We start from the raw sequence: 12,783 nt of genomic DNA, 5'->3' as shown, positions 1-12,783 counted from the left end.
CTATCGACGTACTTCAAGAAACAGACCGCGTTTAGCTGAAGTTTTTCTTGCGAGATCCGGAAGCGGAGGCTCCGAATCCTATACTTTCTGATCTCTTAAACAAAGAAGGAATGCGCTCATCAGCGCATTCCTTCTTTTTGCGTTATACGGGTGAACCAGTCCCCTGGCCCTTCCCATTCCTAAATTTTATACGGATTGATGCTTTTTCTCTTGTGCATCTTCCGCCGCTGCCTGGACATGCTCCTGGTCTCTCTGAATCCGTTCCTCGACCAGCTGTACCGCCTGCTCAACCGACCCGATGGCAAGTACCGGTTCCTGATGGAAAGCTTCCCCGTAAGCCTCGGTGGTATGCGCATATCTCGGATCGTAATAGTATTCCAGCAGCAGTCTCACGGCTGCCCCATAATTTCCTTGCTGCATGCTGAATTCGATTTCCTGGGCGATCGGCGTATGAATCCGCGACTTGATCTTTGAGAAAGCAAGCAGGCTTTCCGCAGGATACTCCCACGGGCAGTAATCGTCCAAAATGTGCTTCACCCGCAGCTCAACCGGAGCTTCGAGCACGATATGCCGCCCCAGCTCTTTCTTCTGGACCAGAAATTCAGGCAGGACCACCTTTCCGATCCGCTTGCTCTCCGCCTCAAGCAGAATGTACGGAGAATCCTGATATCGGATCAGGGACTCCACCAGCAGGGCATCGAAGGTCTTTTGGTTGCTGCTCTTCAGGCCAATCTCGCCGAAAATGGAACCGCGGTGCCCCGCCATCCCTTCAAGATCAACGACCGGGTAGCCTTTCTCCTGCAGTTCCCGGAGAATCAAGGTTTTCCCCGTTCCGGTGTTGCCATGGATCACGTACACGTCCGGAGCAAAGTCCATGCTCTGAAGCGTGTCGACCACCCATTTACGGTAAGTTCGGTAGCCGCCCTCAAGCCGGTGCACATGGATGCCCATCAGGGACAGCACCGTCGCCGTCGTACGGCTCCGCATGCCGCCGCGCCAGCAGAATACTGCCTTATTCCCTTGAATTTCAGCAAATTGCTTTACGAAGGAAGGCAGCTTCGCGGACACAATCTCGAGGCCCCGCTCCTTCGCAGCCTGGGTGCTCACCTGCTTGTACAGCGTGCCGATCTCCGCCCGCTCTTCATCATTGAAGAAAGGGATGTTGATGCTTCCCGGAATCGTTGATTCCGCATACTCGGACGGGGACCGGACATCGATGACGGTGATTTCATTTTTCGCTCTCAGTTCATTAAGCTTCTCGATCTGTATATCCTGAAACATGATACAGCTCCTTACTCAATCACAATTTGCCCGCTATGTTGTGCGGTAACCTCACCTATAAGTTTCGCTTCCACGCCGGCATCCACCAGCTCCTGAAGCAGACGCTCCGCTTCATCCGGCCCTACGGAAATGAGCAAGCCGCCGGAGGTAACCGCGTCGCACAAAATGTACCGGTCCGTCTCGTCCATCTCTTCCGGGAAAATCACATAGCCGAACCCGGTGACATCGGTGCAGGCATGGACTTCATAGCCTTCCATAATTTCTGCCGCTTTCTTATTCAGCGTCGACATGACTTCCGTCACCCGCCGGATTTCTTCCGGGGTGAGCTGATCTTTCTTGATCGAAGTAGTCATGATGCCCACGCCGATCGGCTTGGTCAGGATGAGCTTGTCTCCGGGCCGAGCTCCCGCGTTGCTTCTTACTTTATCAGGATGCACCAGTCCGGTGACCGATAAACCGAATTTCGGCTCTTTGTCGTCAATCGAATGTCCGCCAACGAGCGTGGCGCCCGCTTCCTTGACTTTATCCCCCGCTCCGCGGAGAATTTCGGTCAGCACGCGTTTATCCAGCGTGGATATCGGGAAGGCGACGATATTGAGCACCGTCAGCGGTTTTCCGCCCATCGCATAAATATCGCTTAACGCATTCGCCGCGGCGATTTGACCAAAAGAATACGGATCGTCCACGATCGGCGTGAAGAAATCAAGCGTCTGTACAAGCGCCAAATCGTCATTCAGCTTGTATACGCCGGCGTCATCGCTCGTATCGAGCCCGACCAGCAGATTCGGATCATACGCTGCCGGCGGCAGGCCGCGAAGCACCTGGCTCAGATCGGCAGGGCCGATTTTGCAGCCGCATCCGCCCTTGCTGGAATAAGATGTTAATTTAATATTCAAATCGGAATCCATAATCATGACACAACCCTTCTATATTCATCATTGGCATCAGCCTGATATTTTGTTAAACCCGCAAATTCCATCGTACACATCGCTCAAAAAAAACGCAAATGAGCCTTGCCCTGGTGCGATACAGCTTCCATTTGGACAAATCCAACAAAGAACAGCAGAATGTCATGATCAGAAGCATAAACTGGGCTTCCTTCATAACTTTCTGCTGTTTATTGCAGCCTGCTTTATTTGGATACCGGAACCGCGCTTCCAAAATACTGCTCGAGCGTGATATCCTTCTTCGTCACGTCTTCGGCAATGTCTTTGCCGACGTAGCGAATATGCCATGGCTCGTATTTGTAGCCGGTAATCGATTCTTTTCCTTCCGGATAACGGATTATAAAGCCATATTCGTAAGCATGGTCAGCAAGCCATTTCGCTTCCTTCGTGCCGGCAAAGCAGCTCTCCGCGGCGCATTTGCCGTCGGTTCCCGACACGTCAATGGTCAGACCGGTTTGATGCTCGCTGTGGCCCGGACGAGCGCTGTAGGTATCCGCCGCTTTGACGCCGTCCCGATCCACATAGTTATTATACAGCGTCGTCTGACGGGATTCGGAACGGTAGCCCGATACACCGGCCAAGTATACGCCGTCCTGCTTGGCAGCGTCAAACAGCTCTTTCAGAGCGTCTGCAGCCACTTTGCGCATTTTGCGCTTATCTATTTTTCCGAAAACGTGAATGCTACGTCAGGATAGACGAGGTCCGGCGGAACGTAACCTTCCGGCAAACGGTACGTTTTATTAACGAGTACCGTATCGCTCGTCGGATTGGATACGACATGCTCAACGTCGTACGTATTGACAAAATCACTGCTGGAAGGCGCACCGCCAGTCTGCTCGTCCGCTCCCTTTCCGGTATCCTGGCCTGAATTGCCGCCGGTTGCAGCGGAATCCTTGCCATCATCCGTTTGTCCGGCATTCTGACCGGTCGTGCCGTCACCGGCACCTCCTGTGGCATCGCTGCCGGTACCGCTCGTGCCTTCCGTATCCGATGTGCTGCCGTTATCCGATGCAGTATCTCCGTCTCCGCTGGTGCCTTCCGGATCTACTGTACCGACATTATCGCTTTGGTCTCCGCCGCCCACCTGGGCGAGAGCCGGAGGATTCTCTACGGTCGCCTCATCCTTGGCCGTTCCTCTGTTGTTCGCAAAATGATCAGCGCGCCGCCGACAATGATGACCGCGACGATCAATGTTGCCCATTTTCGCATGTGTTCACCTCAAATAATACCGCGTGATTCAAGACCACGGCTTTCTATCAAACTATAAATCTATCATACCCGGATCTATTATACGACATATTGGAGGAAGATACGACAAAAAAAGCCCCGATCTTTTCGATCAGGACTCATCCAACGCTAAATATGTACGCTTCTTTGGGGACAGGTCTTATTCCGAACCTTTCAGCCGTTTTTGCATAAAGACAAGCTCGTGGGCCAGCCGCTCAATCCGCTCCAACACGTTCGGATCCGTAATCTCTTTATATTCGTTAAAATGATCGTCATGGACGTAGACATAGCCTGGCGCCACATAAGAACGGAAAAATCCCGCGATCGGCTTCAGCTGGTTCTCAATCACCAGATAATGCTGGTACGTTCCGCCTGTGGCGACGAATCCTACGACCTTCTGCTGCAGCGCCGTGACTGGAATCAGGTCGAACAGGTTTTTCAGCACGCCGGACATCGACGCCTGATAGATCGGTGTTCCGATCAAGCAAAAATCACTGGAAGTGACCGCATCGATCACTTTTTTCGTGTCGCCAGTATATGCCGATGGATCGCGTCCGTCACAGAACTGCACATCGTAATTTTTCATATCGAGCAGCTCCGTCTCCACATCGGGATACTGCTTCTTGACCTCTTCCAGCACTTTGTTCACCACAAGAGCCGTCTTGCTGCCGATGATCGCGCCAGATATTCCAACCAGCTTCATGATGTTAACTCCTTTTCTGTTTGTAGTTTCCTTAATATTCGACTTCGCCTTCATCCGTATTGACGAAAAAGAATGCGGTCATCGCAAGCCGCTCCATCATTTGCTGGCGCAGCATTTCATCCTCAATAACCTCTTCCATGGCCTGCTGCATGCAGCCGATCCAAGCTTCCGCGCGCTTTGGCGTGATGGCAAACGGAAGATGCCTAGCCCGCATGCGGGGATGGCCCATCTGCATCGTGTATAACTGAGGTCCTCCGAAATACTGGGTCAAAAACATTTCCTGCTTCTTCATGACAGGCAATATATTCTCCGGAAACAGCGGAGCAAGCAGCGGGTGCTCCACCACTTTGGGATAAAAGGCTTCCACCAGCGCCTTCATCGTGTCTGCGCCGCCCATTTGCTCATAAAAAGACGTCGGGCGCGCTTCCCGATTCCCCTGATCCGCCGGTTGTCCGGGATCCTGATTCATATTCGAGTCCAATGGGGAATTGAACCTCCCTTCACGGGTGTGAGCCCCTAATTAGTAAACATAAACGTATACTAATTATTATAATTGAGCGTTCCCTTTGTCAATACTTGTTCCGTAAATATTCTTTACTTTATATACATATATGTTGACTATATTACCCGTGTGAACTACAATTACTCTGATAATAGTACATACCTGTTCTGTAATGGGAAAACACGACGGGAACAGATCCGTAAAAAGGCTGGAAATCCCCGGTTTTATCTACAGAAGGTCTGTACTGCTGTTTTGAGCCATACTGTAATAGGGATAGAACGGACTGAAGAAACGACGTTTCATGCACCAGTTCAATCTATCATAGATAGAGAATGAAGGTGATCAACCATGACCAAAGAAGACCTGGTCGCTGCCCTGACCCATTTGAAAGACCATGAGCATGAGCGCCCCCTTGCTGAGCTCGGCTTGATCCGGGATATTACAATCAATAAGGATCATGCCGCTCTATCGGTGCTCCTGGATCCCGTCATGTCCGCAAGCAAAGAGAGCATCGGGGAACAGATTGTCAGCGCCTTGAAGGGAATCGGCATCGCGGACGTGCATATCCGGTTTAAAGCCATTTCAAATGAAGAAAAAAATGATATTATAGCAATTAAGCTGAATAAATCGGTACGCCGTGCACCAACGCTGATGAATTCCCCGCTCGTCGCCGCCGATTCTGGCGTGACGTTCATCGCGATCGCCAGCGGCAAAGGCGGTGTCGGCAAATCTACGGTAACCGTCAACCTGGCTACGGCACTGGCCAAGCAGGGGAAACGCGTAGGAATCATCGACGCGGATGTCTATGGCTACAGTATTCCGGAAATGATGGGAATTCATGATCTTCCGAAGAAGCATAATAACCGAATCGTACCGGTAGAACGGCACGGAATCAAGGTTATTTCGACCGGATTTTTCGTACAAGGCAACAAACCCGTCGTCTGGCGCGGCCCGATGCTGGGCAAGATGCTCGGCACGTTCCTGAATGAAGTGGAATGGGGTCCGCTCGATTTCATCGTGTTGGACCTTCCTCCGGGTACAGGTGATATTGCCTTGGATGTTCACAATAAAATTCCGCAGTGCTCGGAAATTTTGGTGACCACGCCCCACCCTACTGCCAATCATGTTGCTGCCAGGGCCGGTGAGATGGCGATTCAGACCAACCATCCGATCCTCGGAGTCATCGAGAACATGTCTTATTTTACCGACCCCTCCGGTCAGCGGCATGATCTGTTCGGCACAGGCGGCGGAGCTGCTCTCGCGGAGCAGCTCAACACCAAACTGCTGGCCGAGATCCCGCTTTCTGCGCCCGGCCAGTCGGCGGACCCGGAGAAGTCCCCGGCCGTATTCGGGGATGACAGCGAGCAATGGCGTATTTTTATGAATTTGGCTCAGAGAATTATTAACCATGATATTTAATTAATTTGAAAGGGTGAAACAAATGTCTTATGTAATTACTTCAGCCTGCATAGACGAAAAAGCGGCTGATTGCGTGGATGTATGTCCTGTCGATTGTATCGAGGAAGGTCCGGATCAATATTTTATTGACTCGGATATTTGCATCGAATGCGGTGCTTGCGAAGTTGCCTGCCCGGTAGGTGCGGTATACTATGATACCGATCTTCCGGAAGAAGAAAAACATATGATCCAAAAAGCGGAAAACTTCTACAAATCCAAATAATTGACGATTTGCGATTGGTTCAGCCTGTTGATTTCCAAATCGACAGGCTGTTTATACTTTGAATTCATTTATACAAAAAAATGTATGGCCCGGATCAGTGAATAGGCGGTGTTAACATGAATCAACAGCTGGATATTTCAACCAGGGACAAAATACTGCAGATGCTGAAAACCAAAGGCGAACTCAGTGCAAAGGAAATTACGGAGTTTATTGGTATCACCAGCATGGCGGTCAGACGCCATATCAACACGCTAGAAAAAGAAGGCTTGATCGAATCCAAGACGATTCGGCAGCCGATGGGAAGGCCTTCCGCGATCTATCGTCTGACAGAGCAGGCCGAAGATTTTTTTCCCAACAAGTATCATTCGCTTACGCTGGATCTTCTCGGGGAACTCGAGCAGGATGCAGGGACGGAAATGGTGAACCACCTCTTTGACCGTCGGGGCGAATCGCTGCTGAAAAACCATGCCGGTAAAATGGAAGGCAAGGACTTTGCCGAAAAGGTCGAGCAGCTGGCCGAAATTCAAAACGAAAACGGCTATATGGTTGAGCTTCAAAAAAACAATGAAGATGAATATACCTTATTCGAGCATAATTGTCCGATATCGCAAATTGCAAAAAAATACAATCATGCGTGCGCCTGCGAGCTGAAGCTGTTCGAATCGCTGCTCGGGGCCGAGGTATCCCGCGACGAGTGTCTCGCCATGGGCGACCGAAAATGTGTCTATAAAATCCGCAAAGCCCACCGATGATCCGCAAGGTCTGCCACAAACTTCTCATTTGGGATGAGATCGCTGTGTGTGGATAAGCTTGCGGATCTTTTTTGTGCGATCAGAATGATAAGTTTTTGATTTCAGCCCCGCAATATCACATACCCCCGGTTCATTCTTCATACCTTGAATTGTGCCATTCTGTTATTCAGGTCCTTTCTTTCGTCTCTTCCGGATTTGACACAAAGGGGGTGATCATATTCCTCTAATCGTTAGAGCAACTTTCAATGCTACGGGAGCGATCACGTTTACCGGGAATACCCTCGGGCTCAGCCGATCGGACATGACGGGTGTTCCGGGAACACTCGACAGTATTGGCGCGTTTGCGACGACCAACACCAGCTCGGTTTTTGGAAGCTATCCGGCAGGAACGACGAACGCTTTTCAGAGCAACAGCTCTTCGGCTGTATTATCCCTTCCCACTGGAAGTACGGTTTTATATGCCGAACTGATCTGGGGCGGATCTTACATTATTTCAGGAAGCGTTAATCTCAGCAGCTCAATTAACAATCCCGTTACGTTTATAACGCCGGCAGGCACGAACAGCGTTACTCCCGATCCGGCAACCGCCAATTCCATAGATTTCGGAAACGGAATGACGGCGTACGTCCGGTCCGCGAATGTTACATCGCTGGTTCAGCAAGGAGGTGCAGGTACTTATACGACCGGCGGCGTTGTGGGAACCATCGTCATCGCTAACGATCCTACAGGAAATCATTCCGGATGGACGCTGGGTGTCATTTACCAGAATCCCTCCCTTCCCTTCCGGAACATGTCGATCCGTGCGGGCGCCGTCCTGGTTCAAGCCAACTCCGACCCGGTTACGACGACCCTGACGGGGTTTGCTACCCCGGTTTCGGGCGCGCTGGGCGGCAGAGCGCTGTTCAGCGCCCAGGAAGGCGATGCCAACCGGACCGGAGATCAGGCGTTGTTCGGCCCGACATCTAACACGGCTTCCGCCTTGTCGGGCCCCAACAACTTTGCCAACAACTTTTTCGCATCCCAGATTAACAACGATGCCGGCCAATTGAATACGGCCGGGACGTTCGGGACCCGCAATCAGACCAACGGAGCGCCCGGAAGCAACATCATTGGGGGCCGTCAGGGCTGGGATATCACGAATGTCGACGTCTCCTCCCGGCTTATTAACAACCAGTCATCAGCAGTACTGATCCTCACGACCTCAGGAGATGCTTATGCGGTAAACGCGAATGCGATTCAAGTGGACATCAACGCGCCGGTCATCACCGTAGCCAAGAGCTCCAGCACGACGACTGCCGTTGTCGGCGATGTCATCACGTATACGGTGACGGTAAGCAATACAGGTACCGCCAATGCCAACAGCGTTGTCCTTTCTGATGCACTGCCGGCGGGATTGAGCTTCGTCAGCGGCAGTGTAACGGTTGGGGGTATACCCCGCCCGACCTACGATATTGTTGCAGGAGCACCGCTAGGGACGTTAAACTTTGGCACTACAGCAACGGTCACTTATCGGGCAACGGTAACGGCACAACCATCCTCCAACCAGTTAGTCAACACAGCGAACGCCTCCTTCTCCTTCCAAAGCGTTGCCGGCGGGCCGACGATTACCGGCGTAATCCCATCGAATGCGGTCACTGTTACCGTCGTGTCGCCGGCCCTTACGCTGACTAAAAGTTCCAACCGGACCAATGCGACGGTAGGCTCCACCGTTACATACACCATTTTGGTGGCCAATTCCGGAAATATCGCCGCAAATGTCACGCTCACCGACAACATCCCGACAGGCAGTTCTTTCGTTACCGGCACGTTCACGGTTAACGGAACCGTCATTGCAGGGGCGAATCCGGCGGCTGGGGTCGCGATTGGCAGTATTGGAGCGGGATCATCTGCGACGGTAACGTTTCGGGTACAGGTGAACTCTCTGCCCTCTCCACCGCAGTTTGTCGACCAGGCCGTTGCTGCATATACGTTCACGCCTTCAGCGGGAAGAACGATATCGCGTTCTGCATCGTCGAACACGCTCACGCTTCCGGTAACCCTGCCGAATATTACGGTTACGAAGAGCGCTAACTTCTCGGATATTGCTGTAGGAGAGACGCTGACCTATACGTCTGCAGTAGCCAATAACGGTACAGAAGCCGTGACGAATGCCGTATTCACCGATGCCATCCCTTCCGGTGCCGCCTTCGTACCCGGCAGTGTAACCGTCGGCGGCACAGCGGTGACATCAGCTAATCCCGCCAGCGGCGTATCCCTGGGAACTCTGGCAGCAGGAAGCTCCGTTACGGTAACTTTTCAGATTGCCGTTCAATCCGTCCCCGCATCCGGGGCCTTGTCGAACCAGTCGACCGTAGCGTACAGCTCAGGTGCCTTTCAAGGGACGTCAGTGTCGAACACGATTACGACCCCCGTCTATCAGCCGGTCATCACGATTGCCAAAAGCGCCTCAACCTCAAGCGCCACGGTTGGCGACACTATTACGTACACGCTTTTGGTCCGGAACAGTGGAAACCGGGCAGCCCAGGTTACACTGACCGATAACATTCCTTCAGGAACCAGCTTCGTAGCGAACTCGGTTACGGTTGGAGGAGCAGCAGTGCCCGGGGCCACTCCAACCGGAGGCATAAGCGCAGGGACCGTGGGAGCAGGGGGCTCCGTTACCGTCACTTTCCAGGTCGTGCTGAACTCGCTCCCTTCTCCGCCGTCGCTGGTCAATACGGCAGCAGCCAGTTATAACTACCAGCTGCCAAGCGGGCGCAGCCTATCGGGATCGGCAACCTCCAACACGCTGACGATTCCGGCCTCTGCGCCAAACGTGACGGTGGTCAAGAGCGCCAACACGTCGGCGGCGACCGTATCGGACGTTATAACCTACACCATTACAGCAACCAATAACGGGATCGGGCCTGTGAGCAATGTCATCGTATCGGACCCGATCCCAGAGGGGACATCGTTGATCAGCGGGAGCGTGACGGTAGGCGGAGCCCCGGTTCCCGGCGGAAATCCCGCGAACGGCGTGTCCGTCGGATCTTTGGGTGCAGGGGCCTCTGCCGTCGTAACGTTCCAAATCCGCGTCAATTCCCTGACAGGCACAGGGCAGCTGAGTAACCGGGCCAGCGTTGCTTTTACGTCCGGCACCTTTGGCGGTACCTCCCTGTCCAACACGCTGGTTATCCCCGTCTTCTTGGCGGTCATCAACATCGTAAAATCGGCCAGTACGCTAAACGCCACGGTCGGTGACACGTTTTCCTACCAGTTTCAAGTAAGTAATACCGGCAACACGGCTGCTGCCGTCACGCTGACCGATAACATTCCGCCTGGCTCCGTATTTATTGAAAACAGCGTGCTCATTAACGGCAATCCCGTTCCAGGCGTTAGTCCCGTGACCGGAATTCCTCTGGGTTCTCTCGCGGCAAGCACTGCGGTAACGGTCAGCTTTGTTGTTACGATTACTTCCCTGCCCGCGTCGAGACAGCTTACGGATCAGGCGGCGGCATCCTATACCTATACATTACCGGGCAGCAGGCAAGTTACGGGATCTGCAGCGTCCAATACGGTAACGATTCCAGTAGCGCTTCCGAACGTTAGCGTTGTCAAAACAGCCTCGAGGCCGAATGTTGTCGTTGGAGATGTCCTGACTTTTTCAAGCACGGTCACGAATAACGGAACGTCCAATGTCAACAACGTCAACCTGATCGACAACGTTCCTTCAAACGCTTCGTTTATTCCTCAAAGCGTAATTGTTAACGGTACCTCGCGCCCGTCAGCAGTTCCGTCCGAGGGCATTTCAATCGGTACCCTGACCCCTGGTTCTGCGGCTACCGTAACTTTTGAGGTGAGGATAACCATGCCGATTCCATCGCAAATCAACAACCAGTCAACCGTAAGCTTTACATCTGGCACGTTCTCAGGAACCGCGTCTTCGAACATTACGACGACGCCTGTCATACAACCGCAAATCGCTGTGACCAAAAGTGCCAATACGAACAATGCCACCGTCGGTGATTCCGTTACTTACACGGTAACGGTCAGTAATAGCGGCAATCTCGGAGCAGCCGTTACGCTGACAGATACGATCCCGGCATCGACTACGTTTACTCCCAACAGCGTCATCGTAAACGGCTTTCCAATACCGGGTGCATCCCCGGGAGCCGGCATCGATCTAGGGACTCTCGCGCCCGGAGCAAGCACAGTTGTGACTTTTGTGGTGGTGATCAACTCGCTGCCGAGCCCGCAATTCATCATGAACCAGGCGACAGCCAATTTTACGATACGCCGCCTGACGGCCGCACGCTGACTGGCTCCGCATTATCCAACNCCGTTACGATTAACAACGGGATTGAAACGGTCAGCAGCGTCCTGTTTACCGACCCGATTCCGCCTGGTGCCGCCTTAGTGCCCGGTTCCGTCACAGTCGACGGTGCACCCCGGCCTGCGGCCAATCCAGCCACAGGCATCATCATCGGCACGATTGCTACGGGGACCACGATTACCGTGTCTTTTAATATCACGGTGACCTCGCTGCCAACGCCTGCGCAGCTCGCAAATACGTCTTCGGTCAGCTTTACGTCGGGTACCTTCTCCGGGGTCACCTTCTCCAATACCGTGACTACCCCGGTATTTGAGCCGATCTTCACCGCGCAAAAGACCGCCAACACGACCAATGCAACCGTCGGTGATACGGTCGTATTTACCGTTAGCATGAACAATGCAGGCAATTTCGGCGCAGCTGTCACCTTAACGGACACACTTCCTGCCGGAACGACTTTTGTGCCAAACAGCGTAATTCTCAACGGCCAGCCGGTGCCGGGAGCCGATCCGGCCTCAGGAATCCCCCTTGGGGTTGTCGTGACAGGTGCGGTCGTCACATTCTCGGCAGTTATTGATGCGGTACCGCCAACCCAGCAGCTGACCAACCAAGCAACCGCAGCCTTTACCTTCACGCTCCCGGACTCTCGGGTCATCAATGGTTCTTTTGCCTCCAATACGCTGTCGATTCCGGTATCCGCGCCAAACGTCGCCGTCGTCAAAGCTTCCGGTGCTGTTGAAGCTTCGGTGGGCACAGTGGTTCCTTATACCATCACTGTAACCAACAATGGAATTGAAAATGTCACCAATGCAGTCTTCTCGGATATGATCGCCGCAGGGAGCCAGTTTGTAACGGGCAGCGTAACGGTTAACGGAACTGCCCAGCCCTCGGCCAATCCGGCGGCCGGCATTCAGCTGGGTACGATCGCCCCTGGTGCTGTAGTAACCGTGACGTTTAACGTAACCGTCCTGTCCATCCCTGACGACGGCAACCTGACCAACCAATCGTCCGTAACGTTCAACTCTGGCGCATTTACCGGCACCGCGTTCTCCAACGTTACGTCCGTCCCTGTCTATCAGGCAATTATCAGTGCCAACAAAACGGCCAATACGACGAACGCCACGGTTGGAGATACGATCGTCTACACAGTAACGCTGACGAATACTGGCAACATTGCGGCGACAGGAATATTAATCGACCCTGTTCCTAACGGAGCTGTCTTCGTCCCTAACAGTATTCAGGTAAACGGTGTGCCGCTTCCAGGTGCGGACCCGTCAACCGGATTCTCCGTCGGCACGATCAATCCTGGCCAGACCGTCCATGTGACCGTTACCATGGAAGTGACGGTAGATACCCTGCCAAACCCGCAGCAGCTCGTGAA

Annotated in this window: 10 protein-coding genes and 2 pseudogenes; 6 read left to right on the top strand and 6 right to left on the bottom strand. The window is 53.1% G+C overall.

From position 1 onward, the window contains the following. Positions 1-186: 186 nt before the first annotated feature. The 6 genes from mnmH to CPT76_RS07085 all read right to left on the bottom strand — a co-directional run bounded on the left by mnmH (position 187) and on the right by CPT76_RS07085 (position 4,555). Positions 187-1,281, bottom strand: coding sequence for a tRNA 2-selenouridine(34) synthase MnmH (mnmH, locus tag CPT76_RS07105; RefSeq protein ID WP_105442375.1), 1,095 nt, complete (start codon positions 1,279-1,281; stop codon positions 187-189). 11 nt (positions 1,282-1,292) lie between these two features. After that, positions 1,293-2,189 carry a selenide, water dikinase SelD gene (gene selD, locus CPT76_RS07100; protein WP_105442409.1) on the bottom strand — a complete coding sequence of 299 codons (897 nt, stop codon included), beginning with the start codon at positions 2,187-2,189 and terminating at the stop codon, positions 1,293-1,295. A 224-nt stretch (positions 2,190-2,413) separates the two neighbouring features. Next, complete coding sequence (locus tag CPT76_RS39120) at positions 2,414-2,875, bottom strand: M15 family metallopeptidase (protein ID WP_308737534.1); 462 nt, start codon at positions 2,873-2,875, stop codon at positions 2,414-2,416. An 11-nt stretch (positions 2,876-2,886) separates the two neighbouring features. Next, positions 2,887-3,429 carry a hypothetical protein gene (locus CPT76_RS41270; RefSeq protein ID WP_308737533.1) on the bottom strand — a complete coding sequence of 181 codons (543 nt, stop codon included), beginning with the start codon at positions 3,427-3,429 and terminating at the stop codon, positions 2,887-2,889. A gap of 186 nt (positions 3,430-3,615) precedes the next feature. Next, on the bottom strand, positions 3,616-4,158 hold the full coding sequence (locus tag CPT76_RS07090; RefSeq protein ID WP_105442374.1) for an NADPH-dependent FMN reductase: 543 nt from the start codon (positions 4,156-4,158) through the stop codon (positions 3,616-3,618). A 31-nt stretch (positions 4,159-4,189) separates the two neighbouring features. Then, on the bottom strand, positions 4,190-4,555 hold the full coding sequence (locus CPT76_RS07085; protein WP_234489955.1) for a globin domain-containing protein: 366 nt from the start codon (positions 4,553-4,555) through the stop codon (positions 4,190-4,192). 453 nt (positions 4,556-5,008) lie between these two features. Between CPT76_RS07085 and CPT76_RS07080 the strand changes: the two genes are divergently transcribed. From CPT76_RS07080 to CPT76_RS39115, 6 genes and pseudogenes are all read left to right on the top strand, one after another. After that, the gene (locus CPT76_RS07080; RefSeq protein ID WP_105442373.1) at positions 5,009-6,079 is read left to right on the top strand and encodes an Mrp/NBP35 family ATP-binding protein; all 1,071 of its coding nucleotides are present in this window, start codon (positions 5,009-5,011) and stop codon (positions 6,077-6,079) included. Between the two features lie 22 nt (positions 6,080-6,101). Beyond that, positions 6,102-6,341: a ferredoxin family protein gene (locus tag CPT76_RS07075; protein ID WP_076171713.1), complete on the top strand. Its 240-nt coding sequence runs from the start codon at positions 6,102-6,104 to the stop codon at positions 6,339-6,341. Positions 6,342-6,457: 116 nt separating this feature from the next. Further along, positions 6,458-7,093: a helix-turn-helix transcriptional regulator gene (locus CPT76_RS07070; RefSeq protein ID WP_105442372.1), complete on the top strand. Its 636-nt coding sequence runs from the start codon at positions 6,458-6,460 to the stop codon at positions 7,091-7,093. 301 nt (positions 7,094-7,394) lie between these two features. Then, positions 7,395-11,390 carry a beta strand repeat-containing protein gene (locus tag CPT76_RS07065; protein ID WP_258168165.1) on the top strand — a complete coding sequence of 1,332 codons (3,996 nt, stop codon included), beginning with the start codon at positions 7,395-7,397 and terminating at the stop codon, positions 11,388-11,390. After that, positions 11,330-11,473: pseudogene (locus CPT76_RS41910) on the top strand (hypothetical protein); the annotation flags it as partial. The gene CPT76_RS07065 and the pseudogene CPT76_RS41910, both read left to right, overlap by 61 nt. Before the next feature lie 15 nt (positions 11,474-11,488). Beyond that, positions 11,489-12,783: pseudogene (locus CPT76_RS39115) on the top strand (DUF7507 domain-containing protein); the annotation flags it as partial.

The sequence above is a fragment of the Paenibacillus sp. AR247 genome, assembly GCF_002968895.1.
Taxonomy (GTDB): domain Bacteria; phylum Bacillota; class Bacilli; order Paenibacillales; family Paenibacillaceae; genus Paenibacillus_AQ; species Paenibacillus_AQ favisporus.
The sequence above is the reverse complement of the archived record's forward strand: the minus strand, read 5'-3'. Positions and strand labels throughout refer to the sequence as shown.